This is a genomic window from Bacillus sp. OV322 (assembly GCF_900112495.1).
Classification (GTDB): domain Bacteria; phylum Bacillota; class Bacilli; order Bacillales; family DSM-1321; genus Peribacillus.
In genome coordinates this window covers 1-23,854 of the sequence record NZ_FOMA01000005.1, presented here as the reverse complement: position 1 = coordinate 23,854, position 23,854 = coordinate 1, and the positions used below count along the sequence as shown (strand labels likewise).

At 39.8% G+C, this 23,854-nt stretch carries 24 protein-coding genes, 2 rRNA genes and 1 riboswitch; of the genes, 8 read left to right on the top strand and 18 right to left on the bottom strand.

Annotation, left to right across the window (positions count from 1 at the left end):
- The first annotated feature begins 42 nt into the window (after positions 1–42).
- The gene (locus BM126_RS12845; RefSeq protein WP_071352374.1) at positions 43–183 is read left to right on the top strand and encodes a YycC family protein; all 141 of its coding nucleotides are present in this window, start codon (positions 43–45) and stop codon (positions 181–183) included.
- Between the two features lie 86 nt (positions 184–269).
- Here BM126_RS12845 and BM126_RS12840 read toward each other — a convergent pair whose 3' ends face one another.
- A complete protein-coding gene (locus BM126_RS12840) occupies positions 270–599 on the bottom strand; it encodes a PadR family transcriptional regulator (protein WP_090989872.1) in 330 nt (109 codons plus the stop codon).
- A 484-nt stretch (positions 600–1,083) separates the two neighbouring features.
- Between BM126_RS12840 and BM126_RS12835 the strand changes: the two genes are divergently transcribed.
- A complete protein-coding gene (locus BM126_RS12835) occupies positions 1,084–1,374 on the top strand; it encodes a HesB/YadR/YfhF family protein (protein ID WP_090989871.1) in 291 nt (96 codons plus the stop codon).
- A gap of 198 nt (positions 1,375–1,572) precedes the next feature.
- Here BM126_RS12835 and BM126_RS12830 read toward each other — a convergent pair whose 3' ends face one another.
- The 8 genes from BM126_RS12830 to acnA all read right to left on the bottom strand — a co-directional run bounded on the left by BM126_RS12830 (position 1,573) and on the right by acnA (position 9,138).
- On the bottom strand, positions 1,573–1,893 hold the full coding sequence (locus BM126_RS12830) for a hypothetical protein (protein ID WP_090989870.1): 321 nt from the start codon (positions 1,891–1,893) through the stop codon (positions 1,573–1,575).
- A gap of 130 nt (positions 1,894–2,023) precedes the next feature.
- Positions 2,024–2,452, bottom strand: a complete 429-nt coding sequence (locus BM126_RS12825) for an acyl-CoA thioesterase (protein ID WP_090989869.1) — start codon at positions 2,450–2,452, stop codon at positions 2,024–2,026.
- Position 2,453: 1 nt separating this feature from the next.
- Positions 2,454–4,820, bottom strand: coding sequence for an AAA family ATPase (locus BM126_RS12820; RefSeq protein WP_090989868.1), 2,367 nt, complete (start codon positions 4,818–4,820; stop codon positions 2,454–2,456).
- 136 nt (positions 4,821–4,956) lie between these two features.
- Positions 4,957–5,190, bottom strand: coding sequence for a small acid-soluble spore protein Tlp (tlp, locus tag BM126_RS12815; protein ID WP_071352953.1), 234 nt, complete (start codon positions 5,188–5,190; stop codon positions 4,957–4,959).
- A 76-nt stretch (positions 5,191–5,266) separates the two neighbouring features.
- Entirely contained in the window at positions 5,267–5,410 is a 144-nt protein-coding gene (locus tag BM126_RS12810) for an acid-soluble spore protein N (RefSeq protein ID WP_071352952.1), read from the bottom strand.
- A gap of 66 nt (positions 5,411–5,476) precedes the next feature.
- A complete protein-coding gene (locus BM126_RS12805; RefSeq protein WP_256213090.1) occupies positions 5,477–5,623 on the bottom strand; it encodes an FbpB family small basic protein in 147 nt (48 codons plus the stop codon).
- 107 nt (positions 5,624–5,730) lie between these two features.
- A complete protein-coding gene (locus BM126_RS12800) occupies positions 5,731–6,267 on the bottom strand; it encodes a peroxiredoxin family protein (RefSeq protein WP_090989867.1) in 537 nt (178 codons plus the stop codon).
- Positions 6,268–6,426: 159 nt separating this feature from the next.
- Positions 6,427–9,138: an aconitate hydratase AcnA gene (acnA, locus tag BM126_RS12795; RefSeq protein WP_090989866.1), complete on the bottom strand. Its 2,712-nt coding sequence runs from the start codon at positions 9,136–9,138 to the stop codon at positions 6,427–6,429.
- Positions 9,139–9,567: 429 nt separating this feature from the next.
- On the opposite strand from acnA, the gene sspO reads away from it, so the two are divergent.
- Entirely contained in the window at positions 9,568–9,717 is a 150-nt protein-coding gene (sspO, locus tag BM126_RS12790; protein WP_090990290.1) for a small acid-soluble spore protein O, read from the top strand.
- Positions 9,718–9,890: 173 nt separating this feature from the next.
- Here sspO and BM126_RS12785 read toward each other — a convergent pair whose 3' ends face one another.
- Positions 9,891–10,151, bottom strand: a complete 261-nt coding sequence (locus BM126_RS12785) for a hypothetical protein (RefSeq protein WP_090989865.1) — start codon at positions 10,149–10,151, stop codon at positions 9,891–9,893.
- Between the two features lie 150 nt (positions 10,152–10,301).
- Here BM126_RS12785 and BM126_RS12780 point away from each other — a divergent pair, with 150 nt between their 5' ends.
- From BM126_RS12780 to BM126_RS12770, 3 genes are all read left to right on the top strand, one after another.
- On the top strand, positions 10,302–10,445 hold the full coding sequence (locus BM126_RS12780) for a small acid-soluble spore protein P (RefSeq protein ID WP_071352947.1): 144 nt from the start codon (positions 10,302–10,304) through the stop codon (positions 10,443–10,445).
- A gap of 563 nt (positions 10,446–11,008) precedes the next feature.
- Positions 11,009–11,977 (top strand): NAD(P)-dependent alcohol dehydrogenase, encoded by a 969-nt coding sequence (locus BM126_RS12775; protein ID WP_090989864.1) that lies wholly within the window; start codon positions 11,009–11,011, stop codon positions 11,975–11,977.
- A gap of 106 nt (positions 11,978–12,083) precedes the next feature.
- Positions 12,084–12,491 (top strand): Hsp20/alpha crystallin family protein, encoded by a 408-nt coding sequence (locus BM126_RS12770; RefSeq protein WP_090989863.1) that lies wholly within the window; start codon positions 12,084–12,086, stop codon positions 12,489–12,491.
- A gap of 42 nt (positions 12,492–12,533) precedes the next feature.
- Here BM126_RS12770 and coaW read toward each other — a convergent pair whose 3' ends face one another.
- From coaW to BM126_RS12750, 4 genes are all read right to left on the bottom strand, one after another.
- Positions 12,534–13,337: a type II pantothenate kinase gene (coaW, locus tag BM126_RS12765; protein ID WP_090989862.1), complete on the bottom strand. Its 804-nt coding sequence runs from the start codon at positions 13,335–13,337 to the stop codon at positions 12,534–12,536.
- A gap of 23 nt (positions 13,338–13,360) precedes the next feature.
- The gene (locus BM126_RS12760) at positions 13,361–16,492 is read right to left on the bottom strand and encodes an AAA family ATPase (RefSeq protein WP_090989861.1); all 3,132 of its coding nucleotides are present in this window, start codon (positions 16,490–16,492) and stop codon (positions 13,361–13,363) included.
- A complete protein-coding gene (locus BM126_RS12755) occupies positions 16,489–17,634 on the bottom strand; it encodes an exonuclease SbcCD subunit D (RefSeq protein WP_090989860.1) in 1,146 nt (381 codons plus the stop codon). Before BM126_RS12755 ends, BM126_RS12760 begins: the two co-directional genes overlap by 4 nt.
- Before the next feature lie 150 nt (positions 17,635–17,784).
- On the bottom strand, positions 17,785–18,213 hold the full coding sequence (locus BM126_RS12750; protein ID WP_090989859.1) for a DUF2621 family protein: 429 nt from the start codon (positions 18,211–18,213) through the stop codon (positions 17,785–17,787).
- Between the two features lie 404 nt (positions 18,214–18,617).
- On the opposite strand from BM126_RS12750, the gene BM126_RS12745 reads away from it, so the two are divergent.
- On the top strand, positions 18,618–19,037 hold the full coding sequence (locus tag BM126_RS12745; RefSeq protein WP_090989858.1) for a hypothetical protein: 420 nt from the start codon (positions 18,618–18,620) through the stop codon (positions 19,035–19,037).
- 70 nt (positions 19,038–19,107) lie between these two features.
- Here BM126_RS12745 and BM126_RS12740 read toward each other — a convergent pair whose 3' ends face one another.
- Together BM126_RS12740 and BM126_RS12735 are read right to left on the bottom strand one after the other, a co-directional pair.
- Positions 19,108–20,934 carry an APC family permease gene (locus BM126_RS12740; protein ID WP_090989857.1) on the bottom strand — a complete coding sequence of 609 codons (1,827 nt, stop codon included), beginning with the start codon at positions 20,932–20,934 and terminating at the stop codon, positions 19,108–19,110.
- 175 nt (positions 20,935–21,109) lie between these two features.
- A riboswitch (cyclic di-AMP (ydaO/yuaA leader) is annotated at positions 21,110–21,255 on the bottom strand.
- 65 nt (positions 21,256–21,320) lie between these two features.
- Positions 21,321–22,214 carry a DMT family transporter gene (locus BM126_RS12735; protein WP_090989856.1) on the bottom strand — a complete coding sequence of 298 codons (894 nt, stop codon included), beginning with the start codon at positions 22,212–22,214 and terminating at the stop codon, positions 21,321–21,323.
- A gap of 202 nt (positions 22,215–22,416) precedes the next feature.
- Here BM126_RS12735 and BM126_RS12730 point away from each other — a divergent pair, with 202 nt between their 5' ends.
- Positions 22,417–22,629, top strand: coding sequence for an alpha/beta-type small acid-soluble spore protein (locus tag BM126_RS12730; protein ID WP_090989855.1), 213 nt, complete (start codon positions 22,417–22,419; stop codon positions 22,627–22,629).
- Positions 22,630–23,582: 953 nt separating this feature from the next.
- Here the strand turns inward: BM126_RS12730 and rrf are convergent.
- Together rrf and BM126_RS12715 are read right to left on the bottom strand one after the other, a co-directional pair.
- Positions 23,583–23,699 (bottom strand): 5S ribosomal RNA (gene rrf, locus BM126_RS12720).
- A gap of 61 nt (positions 23,700–23,760) precedes the next feature.
- A 23S ribosomal RNA gene (locus tag BM126_RS12715) occupies positions 23,761–23,854 on the bottom strand; the annotation flags it as partial.

Here is a 23,854-nt window from a genome sequence, read left to right as displayed (position 1 = left end):
AATTTTCGCAGCTGACAGTACTTCGAAAAGAAAGGAGCTAATATGAAGCCTCTGCAAATATCGGCTGAAACTGCCATTAAGCTTTCAAAATCGCTATCAGTGCCAATTGAACAGATCATGCATATGCCTCCGCATATTCTTATCGCAAAAATAGCTGAAATGGAAGCAAAGGAAAAGGAATAAAGAACAAGAAGAGAGAGCCGCCGAAGGCAGACAATGCCCGAGATAAGCTCTCTATTTTTTTGTCCTGTTCTGTTATTACCCCATGCTCACTTCTGATGATGGACTACTTTATTAATGATCTCATGAAAAAGCTCCCACTCTGTAATTTGCTCCTTTAGTTCGCGCACACCATTTTTGGTAATGTAGTAATATTTCCTGCTTGGCCCCTCCAGAGAATCTCTCCAATAACTTTTCACAAGTTCTTTTTCTTCTAATTTTTTCAAAGCCGGATACAGCATTCCTTCTTTAAATAACAGGTATCCATCACTGATTCTTTTTAATTCCTCGATAATTTCGTACCCATACATATCCCGGTTCTTTAAAATTGAAAGAAGCACCATCTCTGTGCTGCCTTTCAGCAATTCGGATTTACGCATTCACCCAGCCCCCTTAACTATATCGCGTTATTATATACCATCAATTCTCACTACCTATTAATAATACATAGATAAATATATGTTGTTTTCGAAACCATATAATCTACATCTATTCAGTTAACTAAACTCATCCCGTAAAAGGAGTAATGTATATATCAGCAGTGTCACTGAACGACTGAAGTATTTATATCACATGACTAGCAAGCCGTTATTAAAAGTAGTACAGTTAATATCTATATTTTAACACAATATAGCAACTCTTCTGATTTTTTTGCACCAGCTTACTTTTAAAGAGAGAAAATGATTAATAGGATTTCAATTTCCACAGACATCTAATCAATCAAGGTTCGCCATTGTATTTCCTTACATGCCCCCCTGGAACCATCGCGAGGTCCAGCTTCCTGCCGGGATGACACATCGTTCGCTTCTTTACTAGCATTGCTATATACTATTGTTAATGACTAGTATGAAGGGAGACTTTGCTATGAAAATATTTATTAACGATGAAGCAGCAGCATGGTATAAAGATGAACTTTCGTTAAAAGAAGGAGATTCTCTCCGTTTTTTCGCAAGATATGGAGGATACAGTCCTATACAAAGCGGCTTTTCATTAGGGGTCAACAATACTGATCCCGAAAATCCGGCTGCCCAAACTGAAAAAATGGGCATTTCATTCTTTGTTGAAGAAACCGACTCATGGTACTTTGACGGAAATGACTTGCATATTGAGTTTAATCAAAAGTATAACGAACCCGAGTTTTTATACAAAAAATAGGCTCCAATAATAATAATTTCTATTGAATCCAGTTTAGATAGCTGGCTTTTATCTCTAATAGAATCTGCGAAGTCTGCAAACTTTGCTGATACTACCTAAATAACATTTATACCTTTCCGTTTATCTATATCTGTATATTTAGCCATAATAAATGCCCCCTATTGGATTAGGGGGCATTTATTATGGCTCCGGTGTTTTTTATGAAAGGTGAGAATTACGGGCACTTTTTTCTATTAATCTATCCGATATACCTTCCTTTTTAAGTATATCTCTTTGTGAGGTACCTAATAAATCGAAGTGAGAGTAGCCATCTTTCCGATGGTGGATCCACTCTTTCTTCAATCCATATTTTTTTCCCCAGGCTTCGAGCTTTTTTAAATCGCCGCAGCCCACTTTTGTGACCGTTGTACAACCAGGAAAACGGTCATCCAGCCAAAAGTGGGTCAGAAATGCAATTTCCCCTTTTTGGATTTTATTTTTCCATTCCAAAAGATCTTTTCTTTTTATCCCAAAAGCCAATAATGTTTCCTCCTTTTTTTAAACAGGCTGTATCATTTACATCAGAAGGGCACTTCTCTCCTCTTCTGCTTATAGCCGGAAATACCATTTAACGAAATACTTGCCGGTATAAGCGGAAAATCCGCTCTCATTACTTTTGATCTGTTTTTTTATTCGCTTCGTATGCTTCATGCCAATCCGGGAACACTCTTTTAATGGAGATTGGCCTAAAGCTGTCTTTTTTCACACAAACATGCGAGGAAGTGGCAGAAACAGCAAGATCATTTGATTCAGTATAAATTTCGTATCCATAAATAATCCGTATGCCATCATAATGCTCAATCCATGTTTTAACAAGTGCAGTCTCTCCATACCGGACGGGGCGCTTGTAGGAAACATTCACATCAATTACAGGAGATATAATTCCATCTTTCTCCATCTCTGCGTAATTAAATCCAAGATCCTTTACCAGTTCTGTTCTGCCCAGTTCCATCCAAACAATATAGTTTGTATGATACACCACACCCATTTGATCCGTTTCCGCATATCTCACTTCTATGTTTTTTTTTGAAATCAGCAATTTAATCCCCGCTTTCTACTTTTTCGAATGCTGCTTTAATGTCTTCTTTTTTCAGCAGCGATAAATTGTTCTGTTCTTCCATTAACTCCGGCTCTCTAAATAGGCGGGAAGACTGCAGCTGGATGGTTTCATCGATTAAATTAGCAGCAAAGCGCCCGTTCCCCTTTACAGGCTTTCTGCTAAGGTTTTCTAAGAGAAATGATTTTGCATCATCCGTAAGCTCATAGTGATAATTTCCTGCATAGCTTTCCATGATTGAAATCATCTCTTCTGCTGTATAATCGCTAAAATTAAAAAACTTTTTAAATCTGGAACGAAGGCCAGGATTGCTCCGCAGCAGGCTTTTCATTTCTTCCGGATAGCCAGCCAGGATGACAACAAGATTTTCATTATGTTTGGTCATCTCATCTACGAGCGTATCAATCACCTCTTTGCCAAAGTCACCCTCAGTGTGGCTTAACAGAGAATATGCCTCATCGATAAACAGGACTCCGCCTAGGGCTTCTCTTATTTTTTTCTTTGTTTTGATTGCAGTTTGCCCTACATATCCTGCAACAAAATCTGCCCTGCTTGTGACAATTAAGTGACCGCGCTTCAGCATACCCCTTTCTTTTAAGAGCCGGGAATATATTTTGGCAACAGTGGTTTTCCCTGTGCCGGGGTTTCCGGTAAAGACAGCATGCAGCTGAATTGGAACAGCAGGAAGGGATTTTTTTCTGCGTATAGACTGAACTTCAGCAAAAGAAGCGAGTGTCTGAACTTCCTCTTTTATTCCCGAAAGCCCTATCAGCTGATTTAACTGTGACAACGATGCAATCGAAGCATCCTCTTCCTGTACTTCAAAATCATCTTTACTGAGCAGCGTATACTGAAAAATATCTTCATCCAGTCCTTGTTTTGAGCCCTTTTTAAAAATGGCCTCAGTAATGATGTCCTTAACGGCCCGGGCATTTCCGAATGTTTCATCCACTTTTTCTTTTTCAATTCTTTTTCCCAGTTCAATCCTCGCTTCGCTGGTTAAAAAATAATCATTTTCCTCCGCTGTTTTTTCAGCGATCAGCAGCAATTCTTCTGTAGAGAAATCTACAAGATGAATATGGTTCGCTTGAGGGAATCTGCTTTGCAGGCCAGGGTTTGCATTCAGGAATTGCCTCATTTCATCCGGATAGCCAGCAAGTATAACCGCAAATTTTCCGGAATATTTTTCGCTTGTAATTAAAGAAACCAGTGTATCTATCGCAGTTTGTCCATAATCATTGCCTGACTGGCCATCCCGTTTCAGGCTATAGGCTTCGTCTATAAACAGGACTCCTCCTATTGCCCTTTCAACGGCTGCCTTCACGTTTTCTTCCGTTTGCCCGACATACGCTCCTATTAGCTGTGACCGATCAACTTCATATACCTTCTCCTTAGGCAATACCCCAAGGCTATTATAAATCCGTGCAAAAAGACGGGCCAGCGTCGTTTTACCGGTACCCGGATTCCCAGTCAAAACCATGTTCATACTTTGCCCGTCTTTTGCCCTAAAACCCATTTCTTTTCTTCTTTGCTGATATTGCAGAAAATGATAATAATCATTCACTCTTCTTTTTACCGAGGATAGCCCTATCATATTTTGCAGTTCATCCAGCGGGCCAGCAGCCTGTTCTGAATGTTCATCTAAGTACTCACTGAAAATTTCATTCCAATCAGATCTCAGGGTCCCAAGGCGGCTGATATGTTCCTGCATATCAAGAAAATGAGTCGACGTGTAAAATACGCCGGTAATCGATTCACCATATTCTTTAGATGCTGCGTGGAGCCCAGAAAGCTCTAAGAATATCTCATTGGCCATATTGGTCAAATTCTGATATTTAGAAACGAGCGGCTCATTTCCAAGTTTTCGGGCGCGTCCGATTCCAATTTCTAAATCACGTACTGCAGTTTCCAATTTTCCAAGGAATATTTCGCATTTTGTTATATATTCATCCGCTATCTTCTTTTTAGCCGTACGGTTATCTGTTTCACGAATTATTGGGAAAACAAGGGGTTCTGCCAGATATCTGAATTTCTCCAAATTTGACTCTGCAAGCAGCCCATTCACTCTTTGGTTGGCCGGATCCAATTCACTTGCCTTCTTTAGCCATGCCATAAATAACGAATCTTCCCCAAACTTTTCTTTTTGGGACTGTGCAAGCATGCCAAATAACTCCGACTTTAGCTTATCAGCATCACTGCCAGGCTCGTCATAAAGCTGGATTAACTTTATTAACTCCTCTTGATTTTTAATGTAACCGAGACTTTCTAATTCATTTGAAAACCGCGCTGCTTTTTCTGCTGCCATTTCTTTTATCTGCTGTCTTGTTTTCAGCTTTATCACATCTTTCATTCCTGCATTCTATATGTAATTTTATCATATTTTCACCATCTTATTTATTATTGTGCTCTAAGAGGATGAAAAGCAAAAAAGGAAGAAAGCAATGCTCTTTCTCCCTTTTTTCCAAAAATGATGATTGATACATTTATTATTGATAACCGTTTTTTCGTGCAGCGTCTTCATCTTTTATTTCATTCCGCATTCCCTGGATGCTGTCTCTTCTTCTTTCATTTTTATCCATAATTTGCTGCTTTTCATCCCCTGTAGCAAATTCTAGAGACTCTTCTGCCCTATCAATGTTTTCAATTGTATTTTGGACAGCATCCTGCAATTTTTCTACATTATCTGAACGATCGTCGGGATTTGGCTTGTTGTATGTCATTGCATCATTACCTCCATCGTGTTTTATAAACATTCAAGTTAACATAATAAAATTACAATTAACTAATTAATTCCGGTCATTCACCCTTCGTCTGAATAACTTGAGGATGCTCCCCGGATTTATCTCCCATCTGCTTGCCTTTATTATTGCCAAATGACCGTGATTTGGTACCAATATGGCTTGGTGTAAAATGTTTAGAATCTTTTTTTGGATTGCCCATGTCTATCTCCTCCTTTTTATTATCTTTTACTTAAAAAGAGGAAACATTACTGACATATTTTGAAGGTTACTCTGCCTTTAACATATGCCTGTTTTCCAGCCGTTCTTCAATTTTTTCCATCTGTTTCAAATCCTTTAATAACTCCATTTTGTTTTCAAGCACTAAATCTTCAAACGATCTTTTCCTTCTTTTCATAATTTCACCTTTTTTCATTTGATTTATAATCAGTATCGCCAAATTCACATAAAATTATGACATCATATCACCTAAAAAAAAGGCATGCCAGGTTTCAGTCACGGAACCCGGCTATGCCTAAATACTTATTTTAACTTTTCCATGCTTTTTTTCATAACATCAAAATTAATGGCGCCTATAAATTTTTGCCGAATTACACCTTTAGAATCGACTAAAAAACTGCTCGGTACAGCAGCTACCCCATATCGTTCATTCACTGCTTTGCTTTTTTCCTGATTATCCAAAAGGATGGGAAAGGTGAGACCCATTTTTTGCGCATAGCCTTCTACGTCATTTTCAGGATCAATATTTACAGCAAGAATTACTGCGTTCGAGGCGGAATTTTTATAAAATTCCTCCAAGTGGGGCATTTCTTCTTTACAAGGCTCACACCAGGTGGCCCAAAAATTGATCAGCAGCTTTTTGCCTTTAAATTCTGAAAGCTTTACTTTCTTCCCTTCCAGTGTATAAAGATCAAAGTCTGGAGCCTCTTCACCAACTTTAACGCCTGCAGATGTCTGTCTGCCTTCCTTCCCCTTTTCTTTTCCATTATCCATAGCCTGTACAATCGCAACGGTAATGAGAAGGATAAGCACAGAAGCTGCAATCATTTTTTTAATCATATAAACCCCCTGTTACACTTTATAGAACAAGGTGAAAATTCCAAACTTTATTCTATATTTTGATAATATCAAAAGTCCCCTTTTATTTACAGCAAAGTTGATGAGAAAAAATGGCAAACCCATTTAAGGTTTGCCGTTTCTGATTGACCTGATATTCACTTACGCTTTCAACTTGTCGCGCAGCACCATTTGAAGTATTCCGCCGTGGCGGTAGTAATCAATTTCAACTTCGCTGTCAAAACGGACAAGTACTTCAAATTCCTTTTTATTGCCGTCTTCGTCAGTTGCAGTTACTTTAACCATATCGCGCGGTTTAACATTTTCATCGATAGCTACGTCAATTGCTTCTTTTCCTGTTAATCCAAGAACTTCGGCATTTTCTCCTTCTTTGAATTGAAGAGGAAGAACTCCCATCAATACTAAATTAGAACGATGGATACGCTCGAAGCTTTCGGCAATGACTGTTTTGATTCCAAGAAGGTTCGTTCCTTTTGCAGCCCAGTCACGGGAGCTTCCCATACCGTAATCTTTGCCGGCCAAAACAGCAAGGCTTGTGCCGTCTGCTTTATATTTCATGCATGCATCATAGATCGCCATTACATCGCCTGTCGGATGATATGTCGTAAATCCGCCTTCTGTGCCTGGGGCAATTTGGTTGCGTATCCTGATGTTTGCGAAAGTTCCGCGCATCATGACTTCATGGTTTCCGCGGCGTGAACCGTAAGAGTTGAAATCACGCGGTTCTACACCATTAGCCCGCAGATATTTTCCTGCTGGTGTATCTTTTCCGATGGCACCTGCCGGAGAAATGTGGTCAGTCGTTACCGAATCACCAAATTTGCCGACTACACGCAATCCAGAAAGCGGGTTGACTGTTCCCGGCTCCGGAGATAACCCTTCAAAGAACGGCGGATTCTGAATGTAAGTTGATGTAGTATCAAAAGAATATAATGCTTCATTGCTTGTGTGGATATCATTCCAGCGTTTGTTATCATTGAATACTGTTTCATACTCTTTGCGGAACAACTCTGGAGTTACTGTCCTTTGCACAACCTCATTAATTTCATCTTGAGACGGCCAAATGTCATTAAAGTAAACATCGTTTCCGTCTTTGTCCTTGCCAAGAGAATCTTTTTGAAGATCCACATTCACCGTACCGGCAAGAGCGTATGCAACGACCAATGGAGGTGCAGCAAGGTAGTTAGCTTTTACTAAAGGATGAATCCTTCCCTCAAAGTTACGGTTTCCAGATAAAACAGACGTTACAAGCAAATCTGCTTCTGAAACTGCCGCTTCGATTTCCTCAGCCAATGGTCCAGAGTTTCCGATGCAAGTTGTACATCCGTACCCTACAATATTGAAGCCCAATTTATCCAAATAAGGCTGCAGGCCAGCATCACGAAGATACCCTGTAACTACCTTAGATCCAGGTGCAAGCGAAGTTTTGACATAGTCCGGCACACTTAGGCCCTTTTCTACGGCATTTTTCGCAAGCAGCCCGGCGCCAAGCATTACGTAAGGATTTGAAGTGTTAGTGCAGCTTGTAATGGCTGCAATGGCAATCGCACCCGTTTTCATCTTCGATTCATGGCCATCAGCAAATTTCACTGTTACCTCTTTATCCAGTTCAGATGACTCAAGACCGAAACCTTGATTTCCCATAGGGGCATTAATAGCCTCTTTGAAGGATTGCTGCATTTGGGAAAGAGGAATCAAATCCTGCGGGCGTTTTGGCCCGGAAAGGTTTGGCTCAATGTCAGCCAGATCAATTTCCACAACATCTGTGTAGATTGGATCTTCTTTATCAGGAGAATAGAATAATCCATTTTCCTTGCTGTATGTTTCAACGATTTGAATCAATTCTTCATCACGGCCTGTCAGGCGCAGGTAAGCGATTGCTTCACTGTCAACAGGGAAAAATCCGCAAGTAGCTCCATATTCTGGTGCCATATTGGCAATGGTTGCACGGTCAGCTAATGGAAGATATGAAACTCCAGGGCCAAAGAATTCCACGAATTTGCCGACAACTCCATGTTTACGGAGAACTTGAGTTACCTTTAATGCAAGGTCTGTAGCCGTTGTGCCGTTAGGAAGCTTTCCAGTCAGCTTAACACCGACAACCTGAGGCACAGGGAAATATGATGGCTGTCCGAGCATGCCTGCCTCTGCTTCGATTCCGCCGACACCCCATCCTAATACACCAATTCCATTAATCATGGTAGTGTGTGAATCTGTACCAAAAACAGTATCAGGGAAGACTTCATGGTCTCCATTTGGAGTTTCAACTGAATGAACTACATTAGCCAGGTATTCCAAGTTCACCTGATGGACAATCCCAGTTGCAGGCGGTACTGCACGATAGTTATTAAAGGACTTTTGTGCCCAGCTTAAAAACTGGTAACGTTCGGTATTACGCTCGAATTCAAGATCCATGTTGACTTCCAGGGAATCAAGAGTTCCAGCTTTATCAACTTGTACAGAGTGGTCAATTACCAGATCAACTGGAATTTCAGGATTAATTTTATCCGGATTTTCACCCAATGCAGCCATCGCATTTCTAAGAGATGCAAGGTCCACTACAGCCGGGACACCCGTAAAATCCTGCAGGATCACTCGTGAAGGCTTGAATGGCACGTCAATATCTTGTTGTTCGCTTGTTCCCCATTTAGCAAGATTTTCTACATGCTCCCTGGTAATGACCCGGCCATCAACCTGGCGAAGCACTGCTTCAAGCAATACCCTAATGGAATATGGCAGCCTTGAAACTTTTCCTGCACCTGCTTTTTCTAAAGCATTTAAATTGTAAAAATTGTAGCGTTTTCCATTAAGTTCAAATGATGAACGCGCTTGAAAAATATCATTTTTCGTCATGTTTCTTACCCCCTGTTAGGAATGTCACCTCATAAATCTGAGCATAAGAGTAAACATGGCTTATATAAAACAGCCAAGATTACAAAAATGAATAATTATTTGGCGAAAAGTTTGAATATTCTCCCATCCTCACTTTTCTCACAATTAAATTTTAATATAGAAATAGATATAAGTAAATATCAAGAAAGTTATTGTTTTTGATAAGTATTCCTTATGGTGTTTTCCCTTTATCATGCATGATGTAATTTAAAGCTGGCCCTTGAAGGAAACTTCCAAATCTCCCCCTTTTTTATTTATGGCACATATTATTCTAACAAAACAAATTCATCACATGCATAATTAACTTTTATCATCGCACCCTATAAAACGGAACTTCCATATCAGGGGGTTTTACGAACAGTCTAAATGGGATGAATGGAGGTAATTCTTTTGTCAAATCGAAAAGCGAATCACGTAATCCCGGGGATGAATGATGCAAAAGGCCAAGGAATTGGAGCTGGATTCAATAAAGAGTTTCAAAATGAGCCCCTAACAGAAGAGCAAAAACAAAATAATAAGAAGCGTAAAAAAAATCAGTAACAATAAAAAAGCAGTATCAGTCATCATCAAGGCATTGAGGACGTTCTAATACAGCATGTTCGGGATGATAAATATGAATAAAATTAATATATCATGATTTAAAATTCAATTTACTCATACAAAAATAAAAAAGCAGGCTGCACATATTGAAAGCAGCCTGCTTTTTTATTTCATTATCCTTCAGCATTCAATTCGCTTAATATGCTGCTGATATCCTTTTGAAATTGTTCAAGCTGTAATTGCTGATGCTCTGAGGCACTGCCAAGAGCCGTTTGTATCTGCTGAAAAGCTTCGTTTGCTTCCTGTTTCAGATGCTGAAGCTGATGTCCATACCCTGGACTATCAGTGATAATATCTTCATAGGCATCCTGGACTTGCTTTACGCTTTGCTGCGCTTCTTGAAAAGTTCTCCGCTTATCCTGATGATTTAGCATATGCAGCACTCCTTTTTTCGTTTTCAATACTATAGTGTGCCGCCATTCAGTAAATATGTATGTAAAGCTCTTCGTAATATAAAAAAAGCCAAGGAGGCCATTGCATAAAATAAAGCCAAAAGCCAATCTTAATATCAGGAGGGGTTAACAATGAATAAAAACGATGGAAAAGATATCCGAAGAAATGCACCAAAAGGAGAAAATTCAGGACAGCCGGCTCCCTTAAGCGGTTCTCATAAAGTTAAAAACAGAAAGCATTCCCGCCAAAAACATAACAGCGGACATGATATGTAAAAAAACCAATGCCCTGGCTTGGGGAGTTCTATGAAGTAAAAAGAAAGTCATCTGAATGACGGATTACTTTCCGAAGTACAAATGAAAAATCGCGGGCTAAATCAGCCTGCGATTTTTTTTGCTATATAGATCTCTATTTCTTCTTAAAAAGCACCTCCCCGTCAGCGGCTAGGCATTTTCATATGTGATACATGATATTATTTTCAAAAATAGACCAATAAGATTTTTAGTTTTTCCAGCCTTTTAATTCACTTTTCATTTTGGACCTTCACTTTTGCGAATGTTTACATTCGTTATTCCATATAAATATTATTTACATAACAGCACAGCACTTCACACTTTCTGTTATGGATGGATCCTCTTTCTATGTAAATAAAGGAACCGCAAAACTTACCTGTTGTTTTCTGCTCCACACAGACTTCAGATCCATTTGCTGACCTCCTCAGTGCGGCCTCGACTATACCGATGCTCCCCTGGAAGTCTGGCTAATCATCAAAAAAAATCCAGTATTCAACAATGTACATTAACCAAGTCAATTATGTTAAGAAATTGGAGGGGAATTTTTGAAAGCAATAGTGTGCAATAAATATGGTTCACCTGATGTACTTGAATTAGCTGAGATAAAAAAACCGTTACCTGCGGAGAATCAAGTATTGGTAAAAGTACATTCCTCATCTTTAAACTTCGGCAACCTGGTTCTTTTGAAAGGCAAACCATTCTTAGCCCGCTTCGCTTTCGGACTAACCAGACCAAAATACTCCATACCTGGAGGTGACATAGCTGGCAAAGTTGAAGCTGTCGGCAAAAATGTAAACCTATTTCAAGTAGGTGATGAAGTATTTGGAGACCTCTCAAGCTGTGGCTGGGGCGGTTTTGCTGAATATGCAGCAGTCCCCGAAGATGCTTTAGCCTTAAAACCAGCCAATATCACATTCGAGGAAGCAGCTGCGGCACCTATGGCAGGAGTGACTGCCCTTCAGGCATTACGAGATAAAGGGAAAATTAAATCGGGGCAGAAGGTATTAATTTATGGGGCATCTGGCGGTGTCGGTACTTTTGCAGTACAAATTGCGAAATCTTTTGGAACTGAAGTAACAGGCGTATGCAGTACAAGAAATTTAGAGATATTGCATTCTTTAGGTGCAGACCATATTATTGATTATAAAAATGAAGATTTCTCTAAAAATGAGGAATATTATGATCTGATTCTCGGCGTGAACGGGTCTAATTCTATTTCAGCTTATAAACGTGCATTAAAAGCAAATGGAACTTTCGTTCATGCAGGAGGTTCCGGATCCCAATTGTTTCGTGCCTTAGTTATAGGGCATTTTATTTCGATGACTGGAAGTAAGAAAATAAGTACTGTATTACAGAGAGCTAGCCAAAAAGACCTGAATTACGTAAAAGAATTACTTGAGAGCGGAAAAATAAAACCAAAAATCGATAAACTGTTTAAGTTAAGTGAAATTACTGAGGCTTTCAGATATTTCCAGGAGGGGCACGCTCAAGGTAAAGTGGTAATTAACGTTTAGTATTCGAATGGATATTACAGAAGTGAACTACTGATGGTTAGGCTCCTTCTACACTCCTTATCATTACACTACATATACTATACAAAGGCAAAACGGGGGTAAGTATATGGAGAATCAGCAATTCGACGAGGAACTTGAAAATGATAAATTTGATGAGTGGATGTCGCGGTACTTTTTAGACCCTGTTACCAGCTATCTGGACATGATGACCTTCCGGATTGATTTGTACGAATCAAGTGAGGAGTATATCGTTGAAGGATTGCTGGAAGTTCCTTATATGGAATCAATTAATGTGATTTTCAAGGGAGATACAATTATCGTTCGTGTAAATAAGGAAGTTACGGGCATAACGGAACAAACCGGGAATTTCTTAGAAAGAAGCATTTGTTTTCCTTATTCTATAGATAATAAAAAAATCACTGCAGAGTTAGAAAACCGCATATTGACCATTACAATTAACAAGCAGCTTGAAGAAAAAAACAAGAACAATATTCTTTATATTAAAAGCGAATGAAATAGGATTCATTCGCTTCATTTTTGTTTTCAAACAACGGTATTATAGCGAAAGGAGTGCGCCAACTGCACCGCTGTATTCTCCCCTATCTGGAAAATGCGCCTCACAGCCAAAAGCAGCACTTGCCTCTTTCAATGCATGTTTAAGCGGTATATTGTTAACCAGAGTACCTCCAATAAAACAGATATCTTTTAAGCTATTTGCATGTGCAGCCCCTGCTGCTAATAAAACTGCAGTTTCTGCTACCATGCCCATTAATGATGCAGCGATATCTTCTTTTGCGGGATTGCCCATATGTGCAGCTTTTCCAAAATTACTTGCAGTAAAATGACCGGGAATAGGCGGGTTCTCCTTTCCATAAATATCCCTGACCAGCAAATCCGCCTGGGACCTGTCACCTTTTGCCGCATATGAAACAAGCTTCTCAAAATTATCCGTGCCCAGCAGCAGGGAAGATAAACCTGTTAGTGTTCCTCCGCCGACTCCGCTGCCTGAAATCCTTTTTGATTCTTTTCCATGTAATAAGTAAATGGATGTGCCGGTACCAATAGAAACAAGGATCCTTGCTGCCATATATTTTTCCTCACTGGAAAGCAGATACGCAGCTCCTGATAGCGTCATTTCAAATTCATCTGCATAGCCGGCTTCAATCGGGAGCTTGCTCTGCACAAAGGCAGCTTTGCCTCCTGTTAAACAGATTTTTGCTCCCTGGCCAACCATTGTGAGCCATTGAAGCAGCTTTGCAATATCACTGTAATCATAAGCTTTAACATGAAGCAATCCATTTTCCATATATGCCAGTTTTAGCAGTGAGCCGCCTGCATCCATGCCGATTGATTGAACCATTACCTTTCCTCCTGCCTTTAATTTCAGCCGGTGAAGTTAAACTCAGTACGGCTGCCCTTTTGTGTTGAAATGACTTCAAGCTGTGCATCTATCCGTTCTTTTAATTCAGGAACATGCGAAATTATCCCGACAAGGCGACCGCTGCTTTGAATATCCATCAATGCTTCTATTGCCTGATCCAGAGATTCTGGATCCAGCGTTCCAAAACCTTCGTCAATAAACATTGTTTCAAGTGAAATTCCGCCCGAATGTGATTGCACCACATCTGCTAAGCCAAGGGCCAAGGCCAGGGCTGCTTTAAAGCTTTCTCCTCCAGAAAGTGTTTTCACGTGCCGTTCCTGGCCAGTATATTGATCATATATCGACAATTCCAGACCGCTCTGAATATTTTTCCTTGTTGGATCAATTTTGCGGAGAAGCTGATAACGTCCGCTTGTCATTTTAATCAAGCGCAGATTGGCTTCTTTTAATATATCATCAAGGAAAGCAGCCAACACGTATCGCTCAAAAGTAATTCTAAAAGGATTCTGGCCTTTGGAGATTTCATGCAAATGTCCGATAACGGCAAATTTTTCATCAAGTTCTTTTTGCTCGAGCTTAATTCTTTCTAAATCAGCGTTTATTTTCTTATTATCCTGAATTCCACCCGCAAGTTTCGAAAACAGCTCTCTGCACTCAGCAATTTGGGCATCAGCTGTTTCAAGCCTCTTATGCATTCCATTTAAATCGGGCATGCTTATTCCTTTTAAAGTTAACTCAAGCTGGTGGTAAAGACCAATTACCGTATGATATTTTTGTTCATAGGCAATTATTTCATTCTCTATAGCAGCAATCTCAGCTTCTGATTTTTTTGAAGCCGTATATGCGCTATATGAATCAAACCCCTGCTGCTGCAGCTCCTCCTTAAAGCGTTTCCTTTCATCGGACAGTTCTTCAGCCAAATTCGCTTCATTCCCTGAAAGGGACTGTATATTAGCAGTAAAAACAGCTTCTTCCTGTATAGCTTTCTGCAGTACTGTCAGAGAGCGGTCCAGAGCCTCCTGAAGCTCTTTTTGCTTACGTTCCAAATCTTTACATGCAAGATGATACTTTTCAGGTGTTCTTATTTCTTCAGGTATGCCATCTTTTAGAGAAGAAAGTTTTGTTCCAGCTTCAAAATAGTGCATCCTGGCTTGTTCTTCTTGTATTTTTAGCTGTTCTGCATTTAATATAAACTTCTTTTTTTCTTCTTTCAGCTGAGCCAATTGCTTTTCAATTTCTGGTAATTTATCCTTTTTCAGCCGAAGAGCATCTATCTCTTTTAGAAGAATTATTTTGTTATTTTTGACATCATGAACATACTCGCTGATTTTATCTGACTGAAAATCTGAAATCAGCTTTTTCAATTGCTCTGTTTTTTGGGCACAGTCCTCCACTAGTGAGGAATATTTTATATCTGCTTTATAATATTCTGCTTCGGCTTTGCTTTTCTTTTCTTCTGCGAGCTTTAAAATTTCCTGCTGTTTTTTCAGCTGAGCCTCTGAAGGCATGGATAAGCTGCTTGCTGCCGGATTTGGATGATCGGCTGCTCCGCATACAGGGCAGGCTTCACCAGGAACAAGTGACTGGGCCAATAAACTGGCCTGGCTTCCCATCCAATTGTGATTTAGCTCCTCCATACGGCTTCTTTCCTGCAATAGATCGATTGCAGCCAGGTTTGATGCTTTTTCTTTGTTAATCCGATCTTTTTCAGCTTTTTCTCTCGTTTGAAAAAGCTCCATAAAATAAGTGATTTTATCCAAAAGCTCCTGGTTCTTTTCTGTTTCTCTTTCTTTTTCAGCATAATTTACCACAGCTTGTTCACAATGACTTTTTTCTGCCAGCAGCTTTTCTTCCGTTTCTTCACAATTTTTCAAACGTTTTTCTATGTCGGATTTTTTTTCCTCTGTGTCTTTCCAGGACTTTTCTGCCATAACAGCAGCCTGGCTGTATTGGCTAAATGCCTCCACAGACCCCTTCAGCTGCTGTAGACGGTGTAATTCTCTTAAAACCTCGTCTCTTTCGCTGTTTTTATTTTTCTCGATTTCATAGTTTTCTTCCAAAAATACCTTTTTCTTTTTAAGGGTATCAGCATCTTTCTTTTGTTTATCTAATTCTTGCCGGACTTCATTCAGCTGTTTGCCTATTCTAAGGTAAAATTGCTCCTGCTTTTCTAAGGCAATTGCACGCTGTGCCATGGCAATGGCTGACTTTTTTTTGTCAAATTCTGATTTTCGTAATTCCAAAGATTTTTTTTCAGCATTCATTCTTTCTAGTTCTTGAAATGTGGCGATAAGCCCCTCAGCCCGGACTATTTCCGCTTTTATTTCATCCCTTATATGTTGCCTTTGATTATTATCAGCTTCCAGTCTTTGTAAGCTCTTTTCATTTTTATATATTTCTTCAGTCAGCAGCGGCAAAATAATGTTTTCATTGGGATCTTCTGCAGCGATATGCATTGTTAATTCTTCGTTGTCCCCTGGCTGGATGTTCCTGATCAGATGAACTCTTTCCTGACGGGATCTGTCGCTTTGTTTCTTTAATAATGCAGCTTCTTCCTTCAGCTTTTCTTCAATATTTTTATACATTTCTGTGTGAAAAAGCTTTTGGAGGATTTGCTCCTTATCTTTGCTTTCCGAAGTTAATAGTTTTCGGAATTCTCCTTGCGGGATCATCAATATCTGCCTGAACTGATTTGCATCAAGGCCCATCAATTGTTTGATCTTTTCTTCCACTTCCCTGACATTGGAGCCCAGCAGCTTTTTGCCGCTTTCTTCTATTTCATACAGTTCAGCTTTTGCATTTACAATTGTAGTGCCTTCGCCCGATTTCTTTTTTCTTTCCTGCTGGGGTGAACGTACTATATAGTAGGTTTTCCCCCGCAAATCGAAGGTCAAGGCAACCTCTGTCAGCAGATCACTTTGTGCAAATTGACTCCGGAGCTCCATTCCATTTCGATCTTCCCCGCTTGCCTTTCCATATATGGCAAAGCTGATCCCATCAAAAATTGTGGTTTTGCCTGCTCCTGTTTTACCTGAAATCACAAACATTGTCCGGCTCTCAAGTTCTTCAAAATTTATAGTTTCTTTTCCGGCGTATGGTCCGAATGCCTGCATAACTAAACGAAGGGGTCTCATTTTAGCGCCTCCTCTTTTTTTACATCCTCAATGACAGATGTCATAGCATCCCTCTTGAACCTATCGAATTCCCTATCTGTCATTTCCCTGTAAAATGTTTCAAAAAGTTCCAGTTCAGACTTTTTATCATCTTTAACGGAAGAAAAAGATTGCTTTCTTCTGCTGTCAATCAAATCCCATTTCCTCTCCAAGTGAAGCACATTCCGATAAACCTTCCTTAGTCTTGAGATTGGATCCAGAATGGCACCTTCATCAAGCAGGGTGATTTTAAGATAATCATCCAGCTTTTGAGACTGATAGAATCCAGGATCAAGCAATTCCTCCATATGCCCTTCTAGTTCTCTCATATCCTTTTTTGCCTGCACTGGCCGGTATGACAATTCAAAAGACCCGTCAGCATCCATATTTATAATAGAAATTGATTTCCTCTGTCTGGCTTCTGAAAAAGAGTATTTCATAAGAGAACCAGAATAGAAAATTTTCGGATCAGAAATGGCATCAGGACTATGTAAATGACCTAAAGCCGTATAATCAAATGCATCAAACAAATCGCTGTTCACACAGCCTGTCCCGCCAACAGATAATACTCTTTCTGAATCGCTGGTTTTCCCGCCCAAAACAAAAGCATGCCCTACAAGTACGTTAGGCTCATTGGGATTCAGCGTTTTCTCTATTTTATGGATCATGGCCTGCATCGCATACTGGTGGGAGTGTATACGCTCATCATCAAGGAGCTGTCTCACCACACCCGGCTCTGTAAAAGGGATACAATAGAAATTGACCCCTCCTACATTCACGGGCAGAAACTTATCATCCAGCTTTCCTTGTAAATAAAGGCCGCTGTGTCTGTACCAGGATGAACCAAATGACAGTCTTTCAGCGCTATCGTGATTTCCCGAAATCGCGACAATAGGTGTTTTCATTTCCACATTGAGCGTAAATAGCATTTCATCCAGCAAATTAACTGCTTCTGTAGGAGGTACCGACCTATCATACAAATCCCCAGCTATAATAATCGCATCAGGTTTTTCTTCCTCTACAATATTTATGAAATGAAGCAGCGCCTGACGCTGGTCTTCTGTCATGTGTACTCCATGAACGATTTTTCCCAAATGCCAATCTGCCGTATGTATGAATTTCAAAACACTTCACTCCGTCCCTTTAATGATTTGATTGTATTATAACAAAAAAACAGCTTGGGCACATACGTTCCGGATACACCAACTAATGGAAACCCCTGTCTTTAGCTTGAAATCAATAAAAAAAGCACACTTTTTTAAGTATGCTTTTTCTTAATTAAAAAGGTTTTCATATGTATGGAGATTCACCTTACGCTCCAACAGCTTTTTACGTAAAAATTTATGATCTCTTTTTGGAGTAGCCATGATATATCCCCGGATGACAATATCCTCAGTAATCACAGAAGCCTTTTCTTTTATCGCCAATTCACCGATCTTTCCTGCTATTTTCTGTCTCGCAACATCCCTGAATAGCTCAGGAACTGGACTTACCAAGTCCTCCAGCAGCTCTTTTTGCTGCTGTTGCCAAAGCTTTTTAGTCATGCCGACATAATATTCCTCCCAATCCATGTCCGATTTCCCATCAGTTTTCGGCATTCTTTTAAGGAACTTTCGAAACATGAAAAAGCCGCCTATACCCATCATGGATACCAGGACCACTACCCAAAAAAGAATAAACCACAAAAACCACCCATCAAGCATGATGTTATGCCTCCTTATTATTGCAGAATTTTAAAGGATCTCATAAAACAGAAAATACTTTCCAAAATCAGATCCCATTTATTCACTTCGTTCAGTCTAAGAATATATTTGTTTTTGGACCTTTCATGCTGTTTACTATGTATATCTTATTTATTTCTATTTATAATTGTCCTTTTCTATTATACTGTATGTTGCCAAAAAACTGAAAGTATAAAAAAATCTTACAAAAGAAATCAATTGTCCTTTTTTCATGACCAAACTTTATTTTATAATAAAAAAATATGCTGCATGAAGAAATTCCAATAATCAATTTTCTTTCTTAATGGCTCATTTCTTAAAGCTTATAAAAACAGCCTTTTTAAAACAGAGCAGTACGTTTAATGAAGATGCCGGGAGATTAAAAAATGAAATATTACTTCAAGTTAAATATTGTAAGTATGATATATGCTCTTTTGGCATTTATTCCAATTGAACTTATCGTGAATGTTTATAGAATTGGCAGGCTAACAAGCTGGGGAATTAATGAGGTTAATTGTTCTGTTTTTGTAATGCTGCTCATTGAAATAATTGCTGGCACAATATCCCTTTACTCTCTAACTAAAAAATGGCTGGGCAGCAGATTAGCAAATCTTTGGACTTCCATCTTATGGATACCCTATTTCATCCTTTTTATTTATGTATTCGGTTCTTTATTTCCAATAACTTATGGCGGAGACAGCCCCAATCCAGCCTCTGGCCTTCTAATTATAGGAGGATTAGCAGTTTATCCATTTTATATACTAGTTCTTAATATTACTTCGAGAACAAGTAATGAAAAGATATAATTTTGCCTAAGGAATCACATTAAAACAAAAACAGCTTTGCTTATAGTCTGCAAAGCTGTTTTACAATTTATTATTTTTTTAAATGAAATGGCACTGTGGTCACTACTACATTACGCTTATAAAGCAAGTATGCACGAATCAATAGGCTCGACTGGTTATGAAGGATATTATGCCAGCTTTTTTTCGGTATGAACTGAGGAATCAGCACCGTGACCCTGTAATTTGATTCACTGGCCTTATGTTCTACAGTATCAATGAATTTAGTTAAAGGCTGAATAACACTTCGATAATAAGAATGGAGAGTAACAAGCCTGACATCCGGCTGCCACTTTTTCCACTTCTCTTCGAATGATTTTTCATCTTCACGTTCAAAAGCAACATACACAGCAATCACCTGATCGGCTGTAAGAGATTTTGCATAATTGATGGAGTTTTCAACAACATGTGTCATGCCGGCTACCGGCACAATGATGATATTTCCTTCGATAGGAAGGATGGGCTCGCAGGATTTTAAGCTTAGCTGCTCGCCTACTGCATCATAATGTTTCTTAATGCTGTGAAACATTAAAACGATAAGAGGCAGGAAAATCAGCACAGCCCATACCTGCCCAAACTTCGTAATAAAGAAAATCATCATGACCGTAAAGCTGATCAGCGCGCCAATAAGGTTTGTGATTAATTTTCCCATCCAGCCTTTTGGCTTTTCTCTTACCCACTTAACCAGCATGCCTGTCTGCGACAATGTAAATGGAATGAACACTCCCACTGCATATAAAGGAATAAGCTGTTCGGTCTGCCCTTTAAAAATAATAATCAAAAGGATTGAAGTAGCTCCCAATGTAATGATTCCATTTGAATATCCTAGCCGGTCCCCTCTCATTGTAAACATTCTGGGGATGAATTTATCTTTAGCCAAATTAAAGGCAAGCAGAGGAAAAGCCGAATAGCCTGTGTTGGCAGCCAGGATTAGAATTAAGGCTGTTGTTCCCTGGATGAAATAATAGAAAATATTCCTTCCAAATGTAGCATCAGCAATTTGTGAAACGACTGTTTCCTCCGTTTTAGGCGTAATTCCATAATAATAGGCCAAAAAAACAATTCCGGTAAACAGCACAGCTAATAATGAACCCATTGCCATTAATGTTTTGGCTGCATTCTTCGGAGCAGGATCTTTAAAATTGGGTATTGCGTTCGAGATTGCCTCGACTCCTGTCAGTGCAGAACATCCGGAAGCAAAAGCCCTCAACAGCAGGAACAGCGAAATGCCGGCAACAGGGGTCCCAAAATGCGGATGAAGATTAGACGGTACATCACCGGAAGTGATATGGAATAGCCCGACCACTAGCATTATGAATAATGCAAGCACAAATAAATATACCGGGTAAGCAAGGATGGAAGCTGATTCTGTAATCCCGCGGAGATTCAGTATCGTTATAAAAATTACTAGCACCACCGCAATAGGCACCGTATATGGATGCAGACCCGGAAACGCCGATGTGATGGCATCCGTTCCTGCAGACACGCTAACTGCTACTGTCAGTATGTAGTCAACAAGCAGCGATCCTCCTGCTATTAATCCAGGATTTCGGCCTAAATTTTCTTTAGATACTACATAAGCCCCGCCGCCATGCGGATAAGCGTAAATGATTTGCCTGTAAGAAAGTATAAGTGCTGTCAATAAAAATAGCACACCCACAGCAATAGGAAGGGAGTACCAAAAAGCTACTGCGCTTATTGTTATTAATACAAGCAAAATCTGTTCGGGACCATAAGCCACAGAAGACAATGCATCAGACGAAAGAATCGCCAAGGCTTTCAGCTTATTAAGCTTTTGATCGCCTAGTTCATTAGACTTCAAAGGCCGGCCGATTAAAAATCGTTTAACCGCTGTTAACATAGTACACCACCATAATCATGTTTTGTTATTATAGTACCCTGTATACATAACTTAAATCGCCGGGAGACTATAATTCTAGAGAAGAAGCGATATGCGGCTAAAAAAACAAAAAAAATCCGCAAGGCATAAACAAGCGGCCCTGTGGACATAAAAATGCATAGTCACACCAGCTTCACCTTCTTCTCCTATACGCCTACGGAGTTAGCTGTCGGATTCGGGCCAAAGAGTAGCCCTACCTAAAAAATTAGGATTCACCCCAGTAGCAAGAATATGCCACAAAAAATGGTTTCCCCGTTCGAATTGATTCAGCGATTTAGAAATATGAAACTGTTGATATCATACCGTGACGTTCTAATTTTGTAAATAAAAATTTTGTTTGGTATTAATTAATTTTTATTTATGGCTCTGCTTTTTAATTTGATGTTAACAAAGCAGATGCTGAGGATGATTAAACAAAGTCCTGCCAGAAGGTTTAACGTTATAGTTTCATGCAGCAGAAATGAACTGCAAAAAATGGCAATGAGCGGAATTAGGAAAGTATAAGAACCTACTTTGCTTGCTTCCCCAGAACCGACTAATGTGAAAAATGCAAGCCAGCCAAATGCGATTACAAAGACTGAGATAAACAGCAGGTTCGAGACAAACGGTACATTCCAATTAATGTTTCCCCAGTTTTCTGTACTTGAACCCGCAGCCAATAAAAATAAGCCTCCTATTAGGAGCTGCAGTGTTACCATCCAGATGGAGTCCACCCTGTCACTTGTTCTCTTTACATAAACTGTTCCAAGACCCCATCCAAGTGCAGAAATAAGCGCAAATAATATACCAGCAGCAGAAATGCTTCCAGTAAACCCTCCAGAGCTAATAACAGCGACACCCGCAAAACCTAACACCAGGCCAGCAATTTTCAGGGGATACATGGTCTCCCCAAGCCATATCCATGAAAATATGCCAAGCAGCACAGGTTCAATAAATACAATTGCAGAGAAAAGACCTGCCGGCATATACCCTAATCCAACCGTTTGAAAACCGTAAAAGACGATAATATTAAGAACGGCTGAAATGACATAAGCCTTCCAGTTTTTCTTGAAGTTAAGCAGCCTGTAGCGGGGCAGTGCAACAGCAAGCAGAATGATTCCGCCTAAAATTGTTCGTATTCCAGCAAATAATAGCGGCGGACTATAGCTTAAAGCCATCTTAGACAGCGGCCAATTAATTCCCCACATTATAACAAGAAAGGATAAGAGCAAGAACGTCCTTTTTTGTGAAAGTTGTTTCATATAGATGCCTCCTTTAAAACTCATACTTACCAATATTACTGCAATACATTAAATTAATAAAATAATAAGCCTGGAAAATTCAATCAAATTTAAAAATGATACATTTTTAACATGTTCACCAGGAATGGATAATCATCCAATATTTACAAAGGTATTAAACCATTCATTTTAGGAAGATTAACATGTAAGGAGGTGAAAACACATGGCAAATCGCAGCAGCAACAGAAACCAATTGTTAGTTTCAGGTGCAGAACAAGCTCTTGAGCAAATGAAGTATGAAATCGCTTCTGAATTTGGTGTACAATTAGGTGCAGAAACAGTATCACGCGCTAACGGATCAGTTGGCGGAGAAATCACAAAACGTCTAGTAGCAACAGCTCAATCACAATTAGCTGGACAAGCAGGTACTCGATAAAACTAAATATCAATGGCTTAGACTGCCTGCTGATGCAGGCAGTCTTATTATGTTTAATCCTGGTCTGCAATGTAAATTAGGTAAATGCTTTTGTTTTAGTTTCTTTATTTGAAAGGGGTTACATTTAATTTCATTTTACTTTTCTGTCTGCATGAGGAAATCCGCAGAAAAGATTGACTGAGCCAAATAAAAAAAACCACAAAGTGTAGCGTCCACATAGGGCTGCACTGCATTGTTTACGGTCCCCTTTTGTATTCGAACACTTTCTGCTGAATTTTCCTAAAAAAATTGCTTTGTGCATTTAAAACCAGCAGAAAGTAAGCACTTGTTTCCTTTCTGCAATCATAGGACGTCCTGATTTCTCTGCCGCCGAACATGTAACGGTTTTAACAGTAGTCCTAACACCAATCCCCTTCAGACTATAGCTGTATTAAAAACCTTTTAACAAGGCTATCGGGCAGATCCCTATGAGAGCCTATTCGCTCCGTTCTGCGTGCCTCCTAATACCCGCTCAGGCTTTTGCTCCTTTGCTTTAGTCGCTACAGCTGTAAAAATTTTGGAGTTGCCAGCTGGAATTAGTTTCTTATTAGGACTACTGTAAAGCTTAGTTTCCATACAAAAAAGTCCAGCATTGTTGCTGGCCTTTTGTCTGCTTGGCGGCGTCCTACTCTTACAGGGGGAGAACTCCCAACTACCATCGGCACGAGCTTAACTGCCGTGATCGAACTCCTGAACGGCGATAACTGGCGGATCTCTTCGTCAGGTTCAGTCATTCCGCTCCTCGTGTACACCGTACACTCCGGTGCTCACTCCTTCGCTTCCTCGACCTCCTTGGTTCTCCCCATTCAGGTTTGGGCTTACTTGACTTTTTTCCTCTTTATATTCTTTTTAGTTATTATAAAGTCTCCGTTCCTGCACACAAAAAGACCAGCATCTCTGCTGGCCTTTCGCTTGCTTGGCGGCGTCCTACTCTCACAGGGGGAGAACCCCCAACTACCATCGGCGCTGAAGAGCTTAACTGCCGTGTTCGGAATGGGAACGGGTGTGACCTCTTCGCTATCGCCACCAAACTATGAGGAACGTTGTTCCTTCAAAACTAGATAATAGAAGAAGTAAATTCTGCACGTCATTTTGGTTAAGTCCTCGATCGATTAGTATCTGTCAGCTGCACGTGTCACCACGCTTCCACCTCAGACCTATCAACCTGATCATCTTTCAGGGATCT

Bases quoted from the DNA above. Each gene is read 5' to 3' on its own strand.
- BM126_RS12770 (WP_090989863.1), top strand. From the start codon at position 12,084: ATGGAGAATCAGCAATTCGACGAGGAACTTGAAAATGATAAATTTGAT.
- BM126_RS12745 (WP_090989858.1), top strand. From the start codon at position 18,618: ATGAAATATTACTTCAAGTTAAATATTGTAAGTATGATATATGCTCTT.
- BM126_RS12730 (WP_090989855.1), top strand. From the start codon at position 22,417: ATGGCAAATCGCAGCAGCAACAGAAACCAATTGTTAGTTTCAGGTGCA.
- BM126_RS12835 (WP_090989871.1), top strand. From the start codon at position 1,084: ATGAAAATATTTATTAACGATGAAGCAGCAGCATGGTATAAAGATGAA.
- BM126_RS12780 (WP_071352947.1), top strand. From the start codon at position 10,302: ATGAATAAAAACGATGGAAAAGATATCCGAAGAAATGCACCAAAAGGA.
- BM126_RS12760 (WP_090989861.1), bottom strand. From the start codon at position 16,492: ATGAGACCCCTTCGTTTAGTTATGCAGGCATTCGGACCATACGCCGGA.
- BM126_RS12740 (WP_090989857.1), bottom strand. From the start codon at position 20,934: ATGTTAACAGCGGTTAAACGATTTTTAATCGGCCGGCCTTTGAAGTCT.
- BM126_RS12750 (WP_090989859.1), bottom strand. From the start codon at position 18,213: ATGCTTGATGGGTGGTTTTTGTGGTTTATTCTTTTTTGGGTAGTGGTC.
- BM126_RS12800 (WP_090989867.1), bottom strand. From the start codon at position 6,267: ATGATTAAAAAAATGATTGCAGCTTCTGTGCTTATCCTTCTCATTACC.
- BM126_RS12810 (WP_071352952.1), bottom strand. From the start codon at position 5,410: ATGGGCAATCCAAAAAAAGATTCTAAACATTTTACACCAAGCCATATT.
- coaW (WP_090989862.1), bottom strand. From the start codon at position 13,337: ATGGTTCAATCAATCGGCATGGATGCAGGCGGCTCACTGCTAAAACTG.
- BM126_RS12820 (WP_090989868.1), bottom strand. From the start codon at position 4,820: ATGAAAGATGTGATAAAGCTGAAAACAAGACAGCAGATAAAAGAAATG.
- BM126_RS12840 (WP_090989872.1), bottom strand. From the start codon at position 599: ATGCGTAAATCCGAATTGCTGAAAGGCAGCACAGAGATGGTGCTTCTT.
- BM126_RS12845 (WP_071352374.1), top strand. From the start codon at position 43: ATGAAGCCTCTGCAAATATCGGCTGAAACTGCCATTAAGCTTTCAAAA.
- acnA (WP_090989866.1), bottom strand. From the start codon at position 9,138: ATGACGAAAAATGATATTTTTCAAGCGCGTTCATCATTTGAACTTAAT.
- tlp (WP_071352953.1), bottom strand. From the start codon at position 5,190: ATGACATACAACAAGCCAAATCCCGACGATCGTTCAGATAATGTAGAA.
- BM126_RS12785 (WP_090989865.1), bottom strand. From the start codon at position 10,151: ATGCTAAATCATCAGGATAAGCGGAGAACTTTTCAAGAAGCGCAGCAA.
- BM126_RS12805 (WP_256213090.1), bottom strand. From the start codon at position 5,623: ATGAAAAAAGGTGAAATTATGAAAAGAAGGAAAAGATCGTTTGAAGAT.
- BM126_RS12735 (WP_090989856.1), bottom strand. From the start codon at position 22,214: ATGAAACAACTTTCACAAAAAAGGACGTTCTTGCTCTTATCCTTTCTT.